This window comes from Haloarcula japonica DSM 6131 (genome assembly GCF_000336635.1).
GTDB lineage: Archaea > Halobacteriota > Halobacteria > Halobacteriales > Haloarculaceae > Haloarcula > Haloarcula japonica.
The window spans coordinates 231,918-249,687 of the sequence record NZ_AOLY01000009.1; the positions used below are offsets into that span (position 1 = coordinate 231,918).

At 55.8% G+C, this 17,770-nt stretch carries 17 protein-coding genes and 1 tRNA gene; 8 read left to right on the forward strand and 10 right to left on the reverse strand.

Annotated elements, in window-relative coordinates:
• Nucleotides 1-6: 6 nt before the first annotated feature.
• The 5 genes from C444_RS06495 to C444_RS06515 are packed head-to-tail and all read right to left on the reverse strand — an operon-like array spanning nt 7 to nt 3,269.
• Entirely contained in the window at nt 7-750 is a 744-nt protein-coding gene (locus C444_RS06495; RefSeq protein WP_004591705.1) for a DUF7289 family protein, read from the reverse strand.
• Entirely contained in the window at nt 743-1,177 is a 435-nt protein-coding gene (locus C444_RS06500; RefSeq protein ID WP_004591706.1) for a DUF7266 family protein, read from the reverse strand. Before C444_RS06500 ends, C444_RS06495 begins: the two co-directional genes overlap by 8 nt.
• The gene (locus C444_RS06505) at nt 1,167-2,147 is read right to left on the reverse strand and encodes a DUF7261 family protein (protein ID WP_004591707.1); all 981 of its coding nucleotides are present in this window, start codon (nt 2,145-2,147) and stop codon (nt 1,167-1,169) included. Before C444_RS06505 ends, C444_RS06500 begins: the two co-directional genes overlap by 11 nt.
• A complete protein-coding gene (locus C444_RS06510; protein ID WP_004591710.1) occupies nt 2,135-2,722 on the reverse strand; it encodes a DUF7288 family protein in 588 nt (195 codons plus the stop codon). Before C444_RS06510 ends, C444_RS06505 begins: the two co-directional genes overlap by 13 nt.
• Before the next feature lies 1 nt (nt 2,723).
• Nucleotides 2,724-3,269: a DUF7287 family protein gene (locus C444_RS06515; RefSeq protein WP_004591713.1), complete on the reverse strand. Its 546-nt coding sequence runs from the start codon at nt 3,267-3,269 to the stop codon at nt 2,724-2,726.
• A gap of 270 nt (nt 3,270-3,539) precedes the next feature.
• Here C444_RS06515 and C444_RS06520 point away from each other — a divergent pair.
• The 7 genes from C444_RS06520 (at nt 3,540) to C444_RS06545 (ending at nt 13,166) form a co-directional block, all read left to right on the forward strand.
• A tRNA-Ala gene (locus tag C444_RS06520) sits at nt 3,540-3,611 on the forward strand.
• A 194-nt stretch (nt 3,612-3,805) separates the two neighbouring features.
• Complete coding sequence (locus C444_RS21990) at nt 3,806-3,949, forward strand: hypothetical protein (protein ID WP_161607593.1); 144 nt, start codon at nt 3,806-3,808, stop codon at nt 3,947-3,949.
• Complete coding sequence (locus C444_RS21695; protein ID WP_152420773.1) at nt 3,946-4,311, forward strand: hypothetical protein; 366 nt, start codon at nt 3,946-3,948, stop codon at nt 4,309-4,311. Before C444_RS21990 ends, C444_RS21695 begins: the two co-directional genes overlap by 4 nt.
• Nucleotides 4,308-5,744: a hypothetical protein gene (locus tag C444_RS06530; protein ID WP_004591717.1), complete on the forward strand. Its 1,437-nt coding sequence runs from the start codon at nt 4,308-4,310 to the stop codon at nt 5,742-5,744. Before C444_RS21695 ends, C444_RS06530 begins: the two co-directional genes overlap by 4 nt.
• Nucleotides 5,745-6,737: 993 nt before the next feature.
• Nucleotides 6,738-7,934 (forward strand): NAD(P)/FAD-dependent oxidoreductase, encoded by a 1,197-nt coding sequence (locus C444_RS06540; protein WP_049909200.1) that lies wholly within the window; start codon nt 6,738-6,740, stop codon nt 7,932-7,934.
• A gap of 17 nt (nt 7,935-7,951) precedes the next feature.
• Nucleotides 7,952-8,998: a peptide chain release factor 1 gene (locus tag C444_RS21700; protein WP_152420774.1), complete on the forward strand. Its 1,047-nt coding sequence runs from the start codon at nt 7,952-7,954 to the stop codon at nt 8,996-8,998.
• 439 nt (nt 8,999-9,437) lie between these two features.
• Complete coding sequence (locus C444_RS06545; RefSeq protein ID WP_004591723.1) at nt 9,438-13,166, forward strand: DUF7289 family protein; 3,729 nt, start codon at nt 9,438-9,440, stop codon at nt 13,164-13,166.
• Nucleotides 13,167-13,345: 179 nt separating this feature from the next.
• Here the strand turns inward: C444_RS06545 and rpl12p are convergent, their stop codons facing one another.
• From rpl12p to C444_RS06570, 5 genes are all read right to left on the reverse strand, one after another.
• The gene (gene rpl12p / locus C444_RS06550) at nt 13,346-13,693 is read right to left on the reverse strand and encodes a 50S ribosomal protein P1 (RefSeq protein ID WP_004591725.1); all 348 of its coding nucleotides are present in this window, start codon (nt 13,691-13,693) and stop codon (nt 13,346-13,348) included.
• A 17-nt stretch (nt 13,694-13,710) separates the two neighbouring features.
• Nucleotides 13,711-14,757 (reverse strand): 50S ribosomal protein L10, encoded by a 1,047-nt coding sequence (locus C444_RS06555; RefSeq protein WP_004591727.1) that lies wholly within the window; start codon nt 14,755-14,757, stop codon nt 13,711-13,713.
• Between the two features lies 1 nt (nt 14,758).
• Nucleotides 14,759-15,397 (reverse strand): 50S ribosomal protein L1, encoded by a 639-nt coding sequence (locus C444_RS06560; protein WP_004591729.1) that lies wholly within the window; start codon nt 15,395-15,397, stop codon nt 14,759-14,761.
• 237 nt (nt 15,398-15,634) lie between these two features.
• Entirely contained in the window at nt 15,635-16,123 is a 489-nt protein-coding gene (locus C444_RS06565) for a 50S ribosomal protein L11 (protein ID WP_004591731.1), read from the reverse strand.
• 139 nt (nt 16,124-16,262) lie between these two features.
• The gene (locus tag C444_RS06570; RefSeq protein WP_004591733.1) at nt 16,263-16,463 is read right to left on the reverse strand and encodes a VNG_1110C family protein; all 201 of its coding nucleotides are present in this window, start codon (nt 16,461-16,463) and stop codon (nt 16,263-16,265) included.
• Between the two features lie 159 nt (nt 16,464-16,622).
• Between C444_RS06570 and C444_RS06575 the strand changes: the two genes are divergently transcribed.
• Nucleotides 16,623-17,732, forward strand: coding sequence for an OBG GTPase family GTP-binding protein (locus tag C444_RS06575; RefSeq protein ID WP_004591735.1), 1,110 nt, complete (start codon nt 16,623-16,625; stop codon nt 17,730-17,732).
• Nucleotides 17,733-17,770 lie beyond the last annotated feature (38 nt).

Below are 17,770 nucleotides of genomic sequence, written 5' to 3' on the forward strand. Positions count from 1 at the left end.
GACCGGCTACTGGTCGATATCGACTGCAAGATCGTGGTAGACGACGTACGTCCGCTGGATGCCGCCGGAGGACGAGGTGAAGTTACACCAGCCGTCAGCCCCACAGGCGAACCCTTCCTGCTCGAAGTACGACTGCCAGAGTGCCTCACGCTGTGGGGTCGAGTCGACACTGACGTTGACGTGTTCGATGTTGCCACCGGTATCAGCGAACGAGACGTTGCTGTTCCGGTGGTTTGTCCGGACGAGAACCGTCGACCCGCCCAGGCTCTGCTGGTCGCTGGCGGTCGTGCCGACCACGGTGATGAGTACGCGGTCATCTGAGACGAGTATCGGCGGCGTTCGCTTTTGCACCCCACCGTCCCGGTTCGTCCGATACACTGCTCCAGCCTCGTAGACGAGCTCTCGCTCCTGATTGCCGGCATAGATGATCGGTCGTATCTCCCAGGTCCCGACGTCCTTCGGGGCGGTCCCGTCGTGGACTTGCACCGATATCGTCGTGTTTTCGCCCGTTCTGAGCGATGCCTCGCCGAGGCTGACCTCCGTGGCACGGCTCGGTGCGCCCTGCTTGTAGAGGTCCACGATGTTGTCCGAGAGCACGTCGAATGCCCGTTCAGCGTTCTCCATCTGCTCTGCGTCCCGAGCGTTCTGTAGCGCACCTAGGCCGCTCACTGAGACGAGTATGATCGATGCCACGATGAGGCTGAACACCAGGGCAAAGCTCAGTACTTCACTTACGGCGCGATCAGCCATCTTGGACCTCCAGTTGGTCGTCGTAGAACACGGTTATCACGCCGCCGTCAGCGGTGGAGTCCCCCAGGTCTGTCCGGGTTTTGAGTGAAACAGTCACCGACACCTCCGGCGATGTCGATTCGAGCGTGAGTTCATCGGCGGCGGCGTCAATCGAGACCCGGTAGCCGGTTCCACTCACCCGCGCCGGGAACGTGTGATTCAGCCGCGCAGTCGGGTCGTTGTCAGCAGCGACCACCAGCCGGTCGATACGGGCGATGTCGGCAGCGACCTGCTGTCCGATGACCTCGAGTTCATCCCTGATGACCTGTTCCTGCCGATTCTCGACGAAGTTGCCGCCGGCAATGAGGAGGCCAGACACCAGAATCGAGGCGATGGCCAGACTCAGCGTGTAGCTCAGCGTCGTCGAGACGGCGCGGTTACGACGCATCTGGCTCACCCGGGGCCACCCGTATCTTTGCCTCGTACCGTAAATTAGAGGTGTCGTAGCGGTAGCGGACAGTCGCGTTATAGATCGCGATAGTGCTGAACGGCGATTTGGGCGCTGTATCGAGCGGGTTTGCTGGCGTGCTATCGCGGACGACCATTGAGTAGTTCCCCTTGATCTGGTCGCCCCGCTTGTAGGTGATGTTGTACTCGTCGCCGACGCCGTGAGCGAACCGCCCATCGAAGTCCCCGCGTTGGAGTGCGAGACACGGCTTGCCCTGGACCGTCCCGCCGGTCACGTCGATATGGGCATATGGCTCCTCAATAGAGACGCCACACTCCTGCGTACCCGCTGGCGTGTCGACTGTCACGTTGACTGTCCCGCTAGGTCCGACACTGCCCCAGATACGCATCGTCCATTTCGAGTTGCTGCCAGTGTCGTTGGCTGTGACGACGAACTTGTTCCCCGAACTGGGGAGCTCTGTTGCGTTGATGACGAACCGTCTGGTCGCGTTCGTTCCATCACTTGGGCGCTTGATCCGCTCTCCGACCATCCAATCGGTGCTTGGTGTCGCTTCGCTGGAGTTGAACACCGACGTATCGTTCTGGACGATTCGCGTGCCGTAGGTCGGCGAGCCGGTGAGTGTGACGTTTACCAGTGTCCCGCTCGTGACCCGCTGGCGCTCCGTCTGTGTACTGACGGTCTGAATGCTCTCACGCGTACCGGTTTTGAGTGTTGTTTGGTTCGAGTGGTTGTACCTGTTGGCTGCGGTGATTCCCTGTCCGACATTCGACTCTACCATCGCCCGCATCTCCAGTGCGTCGTTGCTCCCGGCAACCTCGCCCCGGCTCGCGAGGTTCTGAGTGTAAATCGCGGAGTTGACGACCAGCGCAAGGCCGATGAACGTCACTGCAAGCGCTAACGCGGCAATGAGGATTATCTGTCCGCCTTCGTCGTCGTTCAGATGCGCCACGCGACCACCTCCACGCTGACCGTATTGTAGACGTTCTTTCCGGTGTCCGAAACCGTATAATCGGTCGCTGGGTCACCGAGCCGCGTGCTGTTGCGCGTCCCGTCTGCATCACGTAGGTGATCGTCGTCCATGAGTGTGATTGTGTGGCTTGCACGCACCGCGTTGTCGCTCGGCTCCCCGCTGTAGACGTAGCGGGTCGTGACGGTCTTTTCCTGCGTGTTCTGGAACCTGAGATAGACGTTGTACGCGATTCCCCGCTGGTCGAACGCGCGTTCTAACAACTCTCCGAACCGATTGTCCGGCGGCCCGTTCGTGTAGTACTCCCGACCACCGGCAGTGTTGTGGAACTGCGCCGTGCTGTTGTCCCAGTAGAGCACAGCCGGTTTCAGTGCGTCCTCTGCCGCCGCCGAGGTGAGGACCCCGTGACCGATTGCCTGCTGCTGGTTCTCGATGTGCTGACTCGATGTGCTCGCGGACAGCGGCGTCACCGCTGTCATCTGCAGCGCGAACACGAGGCTTGCCAGTAACAGCATTCCACTGACGATGGCTTCAAGCGTGTGTGCTTGCGCACGCATACTACCACATCACCACGCGTACTGTGACATCCTGCCCGTTCAGCGAGACCACTCGCAACGCAGTGACCGACGCGTCGTTGTTTGTCGGGGGGTTCCCGCCGGTCGTGAGTATCGTCCCACAGCCAGTTCCGGCTTCAACGAGTTCCTCCCTTCCTCCATCCCAACAGAGCGTTTCATCTGAGGTTGCTGTTGCCGTCGCGTTCCCCCGGATTGTGACGTTCACGTTCTCCAGAGCCGGGTCGAGCCCGACCCGTTCCTCCGGACTCCCGCCGGAGTCGTAGCCACACCCTGACGGTGGTGCGTTCCCAGCGAAGAACTCCCGCGTACAGTGTTCGTCCAGGACATATGGCTGCTGTGGCGACCCAAGCATCCCCATTGTGAGTCCATCGGCGACTCTGTCGGTCGTGACTGTCTCCTCCTGAACCCCTGCAGAAAACGGCGACAACAGACCCGGAATGAACAGGAAGATGAATATCAGAACGCTCAGAAAGAGACTCATACCGATTGCGAAATCCAGCGTCGTCTGCCCACGGCGGCGCTCCTCCATCCGGGGTAACCGGCTGACAAACCAGCTGGTAGACTGTATCTCGTTTCTCCTACGGTTCATAAGCCTGATTCACTAAACTGAGATTACTGTAGGGATGGTATCAGGCGTTATAACCATTGTGGCCGTACTGTAACTCCGATTACTAGATTTCTACGCACCCTGCAAGGTCGATACAATACTGGTCTGACCGGGACCATGGGGCCGGTTCTCTATGCCCCGGTGCTTCGATGGGTTTAAGCAATCCCATCGGAAAGCAGATAACGCATACGAGGGCTCGTAGATCAGGGGTAGATCACTCCCTTGGCATGGGAGAGGCCCCGGGTTCAAATCCCGGCGAGTCCATCCTAATTTTACTGTCGTAAACAGGGAATTTATATCACGGCGAGAGCGCCGTTTCTCCCTGTTTTCGGCACAATCGGGGTTCGAGGACTGTCCCCACAGAAAGAGAGTTCATCGGAAATCCGGATGCACCCCTCGCAGTCACGCGATTATTCCGAGGGAGTCTGTTTCTCTAACAGTTCCCGGAGGTGGTCGGCGTGTCGCCTGACCACGACCTCGCACAGCCCACCGACTGGCCGTTCGCTCGTGATGAGTTCGTCCGTGCGTCTCGCCTCCTGGAGGCGACCGACGACGATGTTCGGCGAGCTATCGAGCGCGTCGAGGACGGTGGTCGGCAATGACGGACTGGTCGAACTACGTCCAGTACCGCTGTCCACTCTGTCAGGACAACTGCATCAACAAGGCCGACCATCCAGCGGCGGAGGCCAATCGCTGTAAGCAGTGCTACAGTGTTCCCTCGGCAGACACCACAAGCGAGGGCGCGGGAGAGCTGGCACGCCCGGAAGCGCAACGCAGTGAGCATCCCGGACCGGAGGGCGAGCGCCAATCGCACTCCGCACCAGCTCGACCAACTGGAAGCGCCCCCACGCGGGGCGACCCGGAAGCCCGAGCGTTCCCCCCGAACCCGGAGGGTGAGGGGAATCCCAACAGCGACACACCGGGTAGCCGACGAGCGGACGCCCGTTCTGATGGTCCCAAATGAGCGTTGTCGAGCCGCCGGGACACCTGGGCGGTCTCGACCTCGCCGATAGATGTAACACTCCCGTCTTAGCAGACCTTCTCGAAGAGCGCGACCTTCTCGGTCACGGCCAATTGCTCGACGGAACTCTCACAGAACGCGACGAAGATCGCGTACGCGTAGCGAAGTTCATCGCGGCGCATCCGGAGGGTACACCGCTGTCACACGTTGTTTCGTACGCCGTCAAAGGTGTCGCGCCCGAGGCCTGCGAGCGCGTCGAAGGCTCCGACCCCGACTACCAGTTTGCATACCGCTTTGTCGACGATCTTGTAGCCCCTGAAAACCCCTACGTGCGGAAATCCGAGTCTGCAGGGGTTCTGATGGTGACCCCGACCCTCCGCCTTCTTGACTTGATTACAGAATGCATTACTCAAACAGCCAATGAAGAGGGCATCAAGTACGACAGAGAGTTTCTGCGGAACTACCTCGCTAAGGTCGATTCTGTAGATGATGACCTCCGGGCGCTGCTGAAGGACGGTTTTACATCCTACCTCAATCGCATCAAAGACTACAAGCTCCTGTTCGATGTCCACTTCGTCGACCGTCGTGGTGGTGAGTCCACCAAGCGGATGACAAAGGACTACAAGACTCGTTTCAACGACCAGGGCCGTGTTTCCAAACAGTTCGCCCGATTCAACGATGCGCTCGAATACGGCTATGAGAATGCTGACAACGCCGTGCTTGTGACGTTGACGACCGACCCGAAGCGCCAAGACTCGCTGCTCGACGGAATCGACTCTATCAACGAGAACTTCAATCGGCTCCTGTCGTACTTCGATTCTGACCCCTCGATGAAAGACAATACCCGACGTTCTGCCGTTCCCGGCTGGCGGCACGATCTCGACAGTAAGGTTACCGGGCGACCGCGTGATCGACCGGACTACATCAAGGCTCTAGAGTTCACGGAGAAAGGCTATCCGCACCTGCATGTCCTGTTCTTCGACGTTCCGACACGCGATAAGGACGGCCTTCCGTGGCTCTGTGATAAACCGGAGGTAGCTGCGAAGTGGGCCGACTACGGCCAAGGTGAGATCGTCGACGTGTACCCGTTGACCTACCGGGACAACCTCGACGACTTGGAACCAGAGTTCCAGAGTAACGAGGGATTCGTCGACTGGTATAGATTTGGCGACCACGATCACGGCGAGCAGTGGGTTCGAGAACGAACACGGTCGCATGAGCTGATTGAGTTCGGTGACGACGGCCACGAGAAGGAATCAACAGCCGGCGCGTATCTTGGGAAGTACCTGAGTTCAACGTTCGGCTCGCTGCTCGACGCCACGGAATCTTTCGATCAAGACGATGATGAGAGGGAGGCCTATGCGGACAAAACAGCTACTTGGAAGCTCGCGCTGTATTGGGCGACGAACCGACGGTTCTGGTCTTGCTCGGAATAGATTACGAAGGGAATCAACCCGAGCGACCACCTGCAAGACCCGGATGTCCGTGAAGCCGTCCGCTGGTGCTCGCTTGACTCAGTACAAGCCGTGAGCGAGAGCGAGATACGCGACGACCTTGCGCGTCGGCAGTGAGACGACCGCGACGATCTCGACGCTGCCGTAGAGCGAGCGATTTCCGATGTTGAACAGCCGCAGGTACGCTCAACGCTGCCGGAAGAGGCCTCATTCAGGTGTATTGTGGATTATATTGGTGCGTCTGCGTACTGGGACCTCCCCAGTAGCGAAGTATCTGGCAGTTCGTGTAATCTCGAAACCACTGAAGGCTGTGTTACTGATGCCGATGGTTTGACCCCGATTGACCGTGAGAACGATCCACCGATAGCTGATGTGTGGTCGTAGCGACGGCCAGTACAGGATAGGTTTGTTAAAGAAGGTACTATCTCATACGAAGAAATCAACCAAATCTTGAAGGCTCGAATAAACGAAGTTCATCCCGAAGCATCACCGGTGGTGATCGCCTCGTAAATATCTATATATCGACATTCGGTCTGCTGCTAAAATCATGCACTGGAAACAGGTGGGAGTCTATCGAAAAGGGCTAAGAAAGGGTCAAACATCAAAAACTGACTTGATGATTAATACTATATACTACTGTCATTATTGAATATTCCATGGGACTCTTTGGTTCCTCTGAGTGCATGTACTGTGAAAAGAGTGTAGAGAATACGAAATATGGCACCTGTGAGAACTGTGAGGAACATTGGCACCTGCCCTGTGCTAAGCAAAATGCGGATTTCCGCCAGGCCCACGATGATGGTATAATCAAAGACGAGCATCATATTCAGTTTAACTGTCCAAATTGTGGCCACATAATGAGAAAAACAGAGAGTTCATACTTTTAGATATGGAACTTATAGTCACTGTGAAATTATTACGATCAAAGATTCAAAGTGAGAATTAATAAATTGGAAATTACAATCTATGACAAAGATGGATTCAGAAAAACAGGATGTGGCCATCATCGGTGGTTCAGTGTCGGGGTTGGGTGCCGCAGAAAAGTTAGTTGACTTAGAGAAAACAAACGAGGTACGTGTCTTTGAACGCCAGGAGTACGATGAGAAACGAGTTGATTGTGGTGAGGCCATCAATGACGCGACACTCGTGCCATTGAAGAAAAATCCCTCAAATGGATTCCTAAATAATGTTACTGGATTCCAACTACGTGTATACACCGGAACTGACCGGAGTCACGATGAGGAACCACTAGGAGTCTCGAACCTCAGGTGTGAAGCAGGTTATATTTGCGACCGTGATACAGTAGAGCAACAGTGGGCACGGCGACTCTCCGATAGAGGAGTCCTTTTCGAGACTGGTAAATCAGTCACGGCAGAGGAATACCATGATATAATTGAAAAATACGATTACGTAGTGGATGCGACAGGTCAACCTTCCCTCACACATAAGGTCAAAGATGAAGTCCCGAACTATACAGGGGACATGGTAGCCCTGAACGCCACAGTGGAAGGGGACTTCTCTGACTATACAAACTATCCACGAATCTTCTTCGAGGGGTATGTCGGGTACTCCTGGTCGTTCCCAAAATCGGAGACACATGCGAACGTTGGAATTGGCTGGGCGGGTGACAAACGCCCAAACGATTACATGAGTGCGTTGGAGGGAGCAGCAGAGCGCAATGGCTTCCCGGTGCCGGATCAGGAGGATGTGAATATTTATACAATCCCACGCGGCCCCAGTCTTGAACCTCATTCTGTTCATATTCCCGAGGACAACATCTTCTTGGTGGGCGATGCGGCTGGGATAGCAAATCGATACCAGGGCGAAGGCATTTGCCAGGGAATAAGGTCAGCCAATCTCCTCGCTGAGTTGATTGCGGAGGGTAGGGAATCGGATTATCCTGAGGAGTTATTTGATAATATGAAATCAGAATATCGCCTCGCTCGGTTGATGCGAGGTGCTTGGGTTGAACATGAAGACCCTCAACTACTCGCCAGTGTTGCTGAAGCTTTGGAAGGGTTGACTATTGATGATATCACCCGTCAACCACAGCGTGTTATTGGACGGGTTATTCAGCATCCAGTTGTTGCTACACAACTCGTTGCAGATCGGCAGATGATCAAACGACTATTTAAAGCCTATACAAATAACTGGGAATATAATTCTGCATAATTAGGGTGATTGGTCACATGCACGAAAAATTTGATTATAACTCTCATTGGGTGAGTGAACAGATTGAGAACGGATTGTTTGGAATTTCTAACCCCGTTGTGGTTAGTATATTGAAGTTCTCTATGCCATGGAATATATTATCGATATGTTACACGGTTCTGTTTTGGAACTCAATTACACTCTCTTTCCTCTATGCTTCTGTATTAGGGTTAATCTGGGTTAATATTGCACCATTCCTAATTTGGTATTACGATGAGCGAGTGCTACCTGCGTTTTTTAACCATCTTTCTGAACTCATTCCTGAAGAACAGGAACGCAATCGATTATCAAAAAAATTTAATAACTTTTTTTCCAAGCATCGGTTGTCAGTTTCGCTATTCTTTACGGTTTTACTCACGAGTATCGTATATGTGAGTGAACCAGCTCTCAGAGCGCAGGGTATGACAGGAACTGGTTCAATATTTATCTGGACCACATATGCATACGCTACCTACATTGGGGCGGTTTTGAGCCATGGTTATGTCGGCCCAGTAACAACTATTCTACTCATTAGGGAAATTACGGAGTACGAATTAGAGATAGATCCCCTGCATCCTGATAATTTAGGTGGACTTAGTACGGTAGGATACGTTTCGATTCGTACTACGCTTCTATTCTCAACTGCCTCATTGTTTTTACCCCTTCTGTTTTATTTTTCATCAGCAGGTGGTGTCTCGGAAGTCATATTTGCTGGTGCAGGAATATTGGTTCTAACCATATTTATCTCATTTATTTATCCGACCGCCATCGTCAATCGGAGAGCACAAGAATATCGTGATGCTGTACTTGAGGAACTTCGTGAAGAATACCATCAAATAGAACAAGATACAAATGATCCAGATCAAAATGAACTGTCTGAACTAAATAAGCGCCTAGAACTTGAAAGAGTTCAACGAAATTATGACAATTACAATTCTGTGAGCCTATATCCACTCCAAGTGAATATATTGTTTCAACTAATTGGTTCTGTGATACTCCCACTTTTATTTATGTTTATAGAATTTTATTTGCCAAATCTAATCTGAGCTCCCATTATTAAATTTAAAATCAATACGCATATCACTCAATTCGCTGCCGACAGCGTAGCGGGGACCGGACCCAATCCATTCCGCTCCACAATTGGCAAGACGGTCCCTCTGGATTAGAACTATCTTCATTCATAATGTATTCTATTGGATCTCTTGGAATCAGTCTCCCAGATATAGCCTCTTATTTTCCCAACTGGAGCGGAAACTCCGTGCTGTGTCGGTTCTGTCTTGTCATCTAATTCGGGATTCCAATCTTACCATGGGGTCGCCAGCGTCTCACATACAAAACATAGTCCGAAATGTCAGACATTGTCACTGAGTGAATGGTGTTTAGTAGTTGACCACCTATAATCCAAGTTCACCAACCTATGTCTCTGTTTTGTCGAAATAGTGCGAAACAGTACACTTATGTGTAATAGTTGGTATGTAATTGGATATGTTCGAGTGGGGCAGCCGGGGGGCTGGAGACCGGGGTGTATCGCACGTTCTGGGTGTGGTGTTGTTGGCGAGTACAGTCATTATTGGTGCTGTACTGATTGTTCAGGTGGGGCAGCAGACGATCGGAGATGTCAACGACGACGCGAACGTCGAACTCGCTGAGGAGGTTCTGCTGTCGGTTGACCAGAGCTTCCAGCGGTCAGACCTGTCTCTTATACACATCTCTGAGCGGGCTNTCAGAGATGTGTATAAGAGACAGTTACAGACGGTTCGGTATCAAGAGAACGGCCACCAGGTCGGCTACCAGGGAGGGGGTGTCTGGCGGATGACCGAGTCAGGTGCGACGATGTCGTCGCCTCCAGCAGTGAGCTACGACGAAGGGGCGCTGTCGGTCTCGTTCGCGAATATCTCCGGGCAGCAGATCAAAGGGAGTTCGGTCGAGATTCGGTCGAACGCGACGGCCAAGCGGTCACACGAAGCAGCACTGCAGATGGCCCTGTTCACTGATGCGTCCTACGAGGACGCACGAACCGGCTCAATTTCGCCACCCAGTTATGAGTGTCCCCCGTCGCAGGTCGCTAACGCGACGTTGACTATCGAAAATAGTAGTTATGCCCGCGCGTGGGCGGATTGGGCGCGGAGCACTTACGATGACCAGTACGTCACTGTGACACCGGCCTCGGCTGAGCCGGGTGAAACGATTCACATACGCTTTGCACTCGGTGACGTGTCCGATTCGAAGTTCGCAGTAGATAACATTACCGTGCAGTCAGACCCTTCGAATCCCGGCCAGGCGACCGTCTCAGCCACGGTCACCAACACTGGCGGGCTGAAAGACACTCAGACCATTACATTGAAACACAATCGCTCGGGGGCGCCGAGCGAGGCGACACAGACGGTCACGCTCAGCGGCGGGGAATCTATCGCTGTGAGTGACACGGTCGACATCGCAGTCGCGAAGCCACACAACTTCACCGTCGAGTCAGACCACGATACTGCCTTTGAGAGAATCGTGTATACGACTGTGCCCGGTACGCCGTCGTTGGATATCACAGGCAGTTCGATGCCAGCGACGGCGCGGCTGAATCAGGTCCCGTCGGCGACGGTCACGGTCACGAACAACGGGGAAATGACCGCGGATCAAGAGGTCGTGTTTCTGGTGAACGGTTCCGTGAACGCGACGCGGAACGTGATGGTCGATCCGGGACAGAGTCGGACCGTCGACTTCGGCCCGTCGATGCCGACCGACGAGAACGGAACGTACGACCTGGAGGTCAAGACGGAGGATGATACATACTCACAGCCCAGCGATGACGGGAGCTATTTCATTGTTGGCGATTCCGGTGTCTTCGAAGTTGCGTCAGTTTCACCCCCCGGCGGGGTAGAGAGCGGTGAGACGGCGACTATTGGGGCGACAATTAAAAACACTGGGGACATTCGCAGCACCAGCTCCGTCAAGATACATATCAAGGACGAGTCGGGGGCTGAAGTAGACTCAAAAAGCAGGGACCTTACCCTCAATGGAACTAGGAACGGGGCAGAGGAAGAGACAATAACCCTCACCAGTGGCTCACTCACTGCCCCTTCGTACAGCAATTATACCTATCTCGTAGAGACACCGAATGACGCCGTCAACGGGACGTTCACTGTTGGCGCATCGGCCCCACCGGTGTTTGACATCACCAGTGTCAGCGTCGATAATCCAGTCAGACCGGAGAACAAGACGAAGGTTAGTTTCACTGTTAGCAACACTGGTGGAGCGCCAGATACCCAGACGCTTCACATTAGCAGAGACTGGGGTGCTAACAAGTCATCTGAGGTACAGCTTGACCCAGGTAAGGATAAGACGTTCACACAGACGTTTGCGACTCCGTCTGAAGAAGGACTCTATCGTCTGGACTTTACCACCGAAAACCAGACCGCCTGGCGGATGTTGAATGTACAGCAGGATGCGGCTGTCGAACGTGACGGCGAGGGGGGTCTTACCACTACGAAAAGAGTCAACGCATCAATTGAACTCAAAGGGGCCGAGCTTGAAAGCAGTGGCACCGAGTATATTTCTCACAGTCGCGTAGAGATGTCGCTGGTCGTCGAAAACCAGTCTGGAACGTATCAGATGCCACTGTGGCGTGATGCCGGGAACTACTTCGAGAACGGGGACGTGAATGGTCCATACGCCGAACGACGACTCATTAATCGTACGTATGCTAACCCATATGAGTACTCGAAAACCTTCGAAGAGAATTCGACTTTTTCCATTGTCGCCGCGTCGTACTACTGTGATGGTCACACGAAAACCGACGTGACGTTCGAGATAGATCAGAGCGAGTACGATACCTATCGATGCAGCGACCCGGACGGAGTCCGTATCTCGATCAGCGACCCTGAGAACAGTCAGAACGTGGACATCCTGGGTGATGGGGAGCGGATACCCGGATACGGCCAGGCATACCCAGAACAGCGTAACCTTGCGGATATGCTTGGCGAGCAACGACTCAACGAGACTGAAGACAGCGATAACGCAACTCTCTCCCTCGCTGACGGTGAACGCGTGTTCCTCTATGAACTCTCAACGGAGAATGCAAGCCCCGAAAACGCATACAGCAGTAATGACCCGGACTACAACGACGCAATGGCATTATTCAGAGTGAACTCTATCGAGGAGTCTATCTCACAGCCAAAGTTCAGGATTGTCGACGTTGACGCCCCTGCCCGTGTTGATGAGACGAATGCGTACGTGACGGCAACCGTGAAAAACGTCGGTGGCGGGTCCGGTAACGCGACGCTCACAAGTACCTTTGATGGAAACGAATCCGGTGCGGAGACAAAACAAATCGGGCCGAACGGGACAAAACAGTTCACCTTCATCTTCGGGACCGACAGCAAGCCGACAGAACAGTCGTACCCGTACAAGATCTCCCTGTCTGACGAATCCAAGGAGTGGGGCGGAAATATCTACGTCGGCGAGCGGGACGAGCAATTCATGCAGGTCGATTCAGTCAGGGCCCCGAGTGCAATCAACAGTTACGAATCCGCCAACACTACGATTACCATCACAAACGTCGGTGACGAGGCCGGAATTGCCGAAATTAAACTCTACACAAAGAACACCGACGAAGCAAGTCCGACGTTCACAGAATCTGACTCTGCGACAACCGCGTTGCTCACAAACGGAGATACAGAGCAACTAAACCTCAGCATGCCGACCGACCGCGGCAACTACACGTACTACGTGCAGACGCGGAACAGCACGTCAGCAATGCAGTCGTTCTTTGTCGGCCGGTCGAATGTCGTGGTGAACGACACGCAGGGTGTCAATATCGGCGCAGAAAAATACAACACTTCAACGCTCATCGAACGCCGCGGCGATGCACAGCGGATGACCGTCGAAGTGTTTAATAATGGTACGGTCGGTGACGAGCGAGAAGTGAACCTCACTATTAAGAACAAGAGCGACGGGTCGACCGTGTTCACAGGTTCTACAAACGTCACAGCCGGTAGCGGCGACCTGCGAGATGTCGACAAGTACCCGGCCTGGGCAGGTTATGATACTGATCTTGATCCCGGCTACTACACGTACAACGTGACAGTACACAACCACACGGCCAGCAGACCAATTGATACTGCGACGGGTGAAATTTATCTCAAAGAAGTCGACCAAAGTGGCGCAACCACTAACGACTCACCCATCTCGATTGACTCCGATACGATCACAATCGGTAGTTAAGGCCGCAGCAGACCCGTTTTGTGATGCAGTCATGCTCGTGTGTCAGACGGTACACGCTGCACTGACCAGTCATGGCTCAGCATAATCGTACAATAGAGACACAGCTATCGGCAGTGCCAGTATCGATACCTCTCACAGTCGAGCGCACGCAAAGAAAAGCTGAGCTGTATTGAGCCGAGTTAGCCGAAGAGTTCGCCGAGGCCTTCGCCGCTTGCCTCGTCGTCTTCGTCGTCATCGTCGTCGCCGCCGTCGTCGGCAGCCTCTTCTTCGGCTTCCTCGTCGGCCTCATCGGCCTCGTCGGCGTCACCCTCTGCGGGCGCGGCCGCGCCACCGCTGGCCGGCACCGGTGCCGCAGCGGCCTGGTCGACGGCCTCCTCGATGTCGACGTCCTCGAGGGCGGCGACGAGGGCCTTGACGCGGGACTCCTCGACGTCGACGCCTGCGGCGTCAAGCACGTCGGTGAGGTTGTCTTCGTTGATTTCTTCGCCCGATTCGTTCAGGATGAGTGCAGCGTATACGTATTCCATTGTTGTAGTGTGAGTTGTTAGAACATCTCTCCGAGTGCGTCGCCGGCGTCGCCGTCATCGTCGTCCTCGTCGGCCTCGTCAGCCGCGTCGGAATCGGCGTCCGCCTCGTCCTCGGATGCGGTGTCCTCGTCTTGGTCGTCAGTCGGTTCCTCTGTCGCCACGTCGGCCTCGACACCCTGGAGCTCCTCCGGGAGTGCCTCTTCGTCATCAATCTGTGAGGCGAGGGCACGGACCTGTGCGTCAGCCTTGCTCACGAGGTCAGGCACGACCTCGGGGTCCTCGATGGCAGCCTGGAGCGCGAGGCTCTTGGCGTTGCCACGAGCGGACTGGAGCATCGTCGGGGCCGTCGTCGCGGTCGGGTAGTCGGCGTTGACCGAGAGATTGAACGCTCGGCTGGCAGCCGCCTGGATGTCGCTCCGGTACTCGTCGACGTCGAGTTCCAGTTCCGCGGGTTCGAACAGCACACCGTCGGCGAAGACGGCGCGAAGGTCGAGACCGACCTCCTTCGGTTCGATACCGAGTTCGTTCAGAACGTTTGCGAGTTCCTGAGAGACTTCCTCGCCGGTGTCAAGCACCGTCGAGTCGGAAAGGACCTGAATGGAGCCTTCCTGAATGCGTGCGTCAGCACCCACGCTCTGGAGTTCGCCGACGAACGGACCGGGGTCGACGCCAGTGTCGCCTTCCGGGATCACGATGTCGTTCGGGGCCACCTCACCGGCACCGATGGGTGCGGGCGTCTTGGAGGCCTCGAGTTCCTGAAACAGCGAGAACGGGTTATCGTCGGTCCCGATGAGCCCGACCTGTCCGGTGATGTAGCTGTTGAGGTCTTCGAGTCCGTCATCGACTTCGTCGAGTGCACGCTCAAGGAGCGTGTTTCGGGAGACGCGGAGTTCGGCGGTCCCGTGCAGGTCGCGTCGCATGTCCTGCAGCTGCCGGGACGGGATCCCGGCGATGTTGACGACGCCGACGCTCTCGTAGGACTCGATCATGTCCACGATGGCGTCGACCTCTTCCTGCTTCCACTCGGGGATGGTCTCGGTCTTGCGTTCGGATTCGGCGCTCATATCAGGCCACCTCCATCGCAGGCCCCATCGTCGTCTTCACGTAGACAGTGTCGATGTTGAGTGGGCCCTTCTCGAGGTCCGCGTGCAGACGGCGGAGGATGACGTCGATATTGTCTGAGATGTCTTCGGCGGACATGTCCTCCGCGCCGACCCGCGTGTGGAACGTTCGCCGTTCCCCGCTGCGGAGCTGCACGGTGTTTTTCATGCGTTCGATGACCTCGACGACGTCGTCGTCGGGGTCGAGCGGTTCCGGCATCTTCCCACGCGGACCGAGGACGGTCCCGAGGTAGCGACCGATGTCCTGCATCAGATCCTTCTCCGCAATGAAGAAGTCAGTGTCATCGGCGAGATCCTTGGCGGCGTCGTCGTCGCCACCCAGTTCCTCGAGTTCGTCCTCGTCGAGTACGTCGTCTGCGACTTCCTCGGCACGGAGGGCGGTTTCGCCCTCGGCGAAGACCACGATAGTGGTCTCCTGACCGGTGCCAGCAGGAAGCACGACGGACTCGTCGACGCGGTTCGACGGGTCGTTAAGATCTAAGTCGCGCAGGTTCACAGCGAGGTCGACCGTTTCGCGGAAATTCCGCTCAGGTGCGTCCTCGAGTGCGCGCGAGACTGCGTTCTCTATTTCTTGATCTGCCATTGTTCACCTCCGTAGTACGCCAATCGGCTTCTACGGGTCAGTGAAACAGGCGGATGCCTGTCTCGTGCGGGTAGACGCCAATGCGACACTTAAACCCGTCGAACCAGCACAAGGACCGCTGACGGGCGTGTTTCCGGTTCGCAGGGGCCAGCCGTTGACGGGGATCCAGCCGACAGTGCAGTGGCTCAGTAGCGTCGAAAGCAAGGAAAACACACGCCAGTCGCACAGCAGTCCGACTTACGCCTGTGCTTCGGCCGCGAACACGTCGTCGTACTCGCCTGCGTCGATGCGTTCCTTGAACTCGCGTGGGTTCTCGCCTTCGATGGTGACACCGAGAGAGGTACACGTCCCGACGACCTCCTTCGCGGCGTTCTTCAGGTCGTAGGAGAGCAGGTCGGGATGCTTCTGCTCGGCGATCTGCTTGACCTGATCGACGGAGAGGTCAGCGACGAAGTCTTCTTGGGGCTCGCCGCTGCCGGTCTCGAAGCCGGCCTCGTCCTTGATGAGTTCGGCCGTCGGCGGGACACCGACTTCGATCTCGAAGGAGCCGTCGTCGTCGTACTCGACGGTAACGGGGACTTCGGTGCCGTCGAACGCTGCCGTCTGGTCGTTGATCTCCTGTACGACTGCCTGCACGTCCACTGGTGTCGGGCCGAGTTCCGGACCGAGCGGCGGGCCAGGGTTGGCCTCTCCACCGGGAACGAGGACTTCGATAGTTCCAGCCATACATAGTGGAATCCTCGCGGCAGTTTAAAGGATTGCGTTTCACGGATCGCTGCGTGAGGCCTCCACACGCACGAACGCTCACCGTTTAGAACCAACAAACAGGACAGCCAGCGTACCAAAGAATAGGTTCCCCGCCGGCTCAAGCGAACGTCACGCCGTGCCGTGCGAGGAAATCGCTTGCGTCTTTGATTTCGACCGGGGAGCCGATGATCCGAACCTGTTCACCTTCCTGATGAACGCTCACGGTGAACCGCTGTTCCAACTCCTCGCGAATTCCGTCGAGCGCACCAACTGGCAGCAGTATCTGCGTGCTGTCGCGGAACCGACTCGCCGCTCCCATTATCGACACATGACGCAGGATACCCTATAGGTGTGTCGAATTACATGAGTGATGTTTGACTATTTCGAACGGTAGGGCTTCACCGTTCATGCATACCGAAGGGCTGGCCTCGGCGAGGGAAGAAAGCCTTATTCGGTGCGAGGGGCCGACATACATCTAATGGGGCTCGAAGAGGAGATTCAGGAACTCGAAGACGAAATCGCCAGCACTCCCTACAACAAGTCTACAGAGGCCCATATCGGTCGGCTGAAGTCCAAGCTCGCGGAGAAAAAGGAGAAACTCGAACAACAGGCCTCCTCGGGCGGCGGCGGTGGCTACGGCGTCGAGAAACACGGTGACGCGACCGTCGCGCTCGTCGGGTTCCCCAGCGTCGGGAAGTCGACGCTGCTGAACGCCCTCACCAATGCCGAGTCCGAGACCGGCGCGTACGAGTTCACGACGCTCGACGTGTATCCGGGGATGCTCAAGCACAAGGGGGCGAACATCCAGATTCTCGACGTTCCCGGGCTCATCGAAGGGGCGGCTGGCGGCCGCGGTGGCGGCAAGGAAGTGCTGTCCGTCGTCCGGACCGCCGACCTCATCGTCTTCCTCATCTCCGTCTTCGAGATCGACCAGTACGACCGACTCAGCGAAGAACTGTACAAGAACAAGATCCGACTTGACCAGGACCCGCCGTGGGTCAACGTCCGGAAGAAGGGTAAAGACGGGATTTCGGTCAACACGGCCACCGGCGTCGAACTTGACGACGAGACAGTCAAAGCCGTCCTGCGCGAACACGGCTACGTCAACGCCGACGTGACCATCGGCGAGCAGATCGACATCGACCAACTCATCGATGGTGTAATGGACAACCGCGTCTATCTGCCGTCTCTTGTCGCCGTTAACAAGGCCGACCTCATCGAGCCAGATTACCTCCCTAAGGTTGAAGACGAACTCCGAGAGCGGGATATCGACCCCGAAGAAGCGATCTTCATCAGCGCCGAGGAAGAAAAAGGGCTGGATAGCCTCACCGAACGCATCTGGGATGAACTGGGCCTTATCCGAATATACATGGACAAGCCGGGCCGGGGCATCGACCGCGAAGAGCCGCTGATACTCCGCGAGGGCAATACCGTCGACGACGCCTGCGAGAAACTCGGCGGGAGCTTCGACGAGCGCTTCCGGTTCGCTCGTGTAACCGGCCCGAGTGCCAAGCACGACGAACAGCAGGTCGGGCGCGATCACGAACTCGCAGACGAGGATATCCTGCGGATCGTCGCCAATCGTTAGGTTGTCGCGCACCGGCTCACACGCGCACACGAGATTAC

Excerpts from the sequence above, each read along its gene's own strand:
- C444_RS06495 (WP_004591705.1), bottom strand. The coding sequence starts at position 750 with ATGGCTGATCGCGCCGTAAGTGAAGTACTGAGCTTTGCCCTGGTGTTC.
- C444_RS06500 (WP_004591706.1), bottom strand. The coding sequence starts at position 1,177 with ATGCGTCGTAACCGCGCCGTCTCGACGACGCTGAGCTACACGCTGAGT.
- C444_RS06510 (WP_004591710.1), bottom strand. The coding sequence starts at position 2,722 with ATGCGTGCGCAAGCACACACGCTTGAAGCCATCGTCAGTGGAATGCTG.
- C444_RS06515 (WP_004591713.1), bottom strand. The coding sequence starts at position 3,269 with ATGGAGGAGCGCCGCCGTGGGCAGACGACGCTGGATTTCGCAATCGGT.
- C444_RS21695 (WP_152420773.1), top strand. The coding sequence starts at position 3,946 with ATGACGGACTGGTCGAACTACGTCCAGTACCGCTGTCCACTCTGTCAG.
- C444_RS06530 (WP_004591717.1), top strand. The coding sequence starts at position 4,308 with ATGAGCGTTGTCGAGCCGCCGGGACACCTGGGCGGTCTCGACCTCGCC.
- C444_RS06540 (WP_049909200.1), top strand. The coding sequence starts at position 6,738 with ATGGATTCAGAAAAACAGGATGTGGCCATCATCGGTGGTTCAGTGTCG.
- C444_RS21700 (WP_152420774.1), top strand. The coding sequence starts at position 7,952 with ATGCACGAAAAATTTGATTATAACTCTCATTGGGTGAGTGAACAGATT.
- rpl12p (WP_004591725.1), bottom strand. The coding sequence starts at position 13,693 with ATGGAATACGTATACGCTGCACTCATCCTGAACGAATCGGGCGAAGAA.
- C444_RS06555 (WP_004591727.1), bottom strand. The coding sequence starts at position 14,757 with ATGAGCGCCGAATCCGAACGCAAGACCGAGACCATCCCCGAGTGGAAG.
- C444_RS06560 (WP_004591729.1), bottom strand. The coding sequence starts at position 15,397 with ATGGCAGATCAAGAAATAGAGAACGCAGTCTCGCGCGCACTCGAGGAC.
- C444_RS06565 (WP_004591731.1), bottom strand. The coding sequence starts at position 16,123 with ATGGCTGGAACTATCGAAGTCCTCGTTCCCGGTGGAGAGGCCAACCCT.
- C444_RS06570 (WP_004591733.1), bottom strand. The coding sequence starts at position 16,463 with ATGGGAGCGGCGAGTCGGTTCCGCGACAGCACGCAGATACTGCTGCCA.
- C444_RS06575 (WP_004591735.1), top strand. The coding sequence starts at position 16,623 with ATGGGGCTCGAAGAGGAGATTCAGGAACTCGAAGACGAAATCGCCAGC.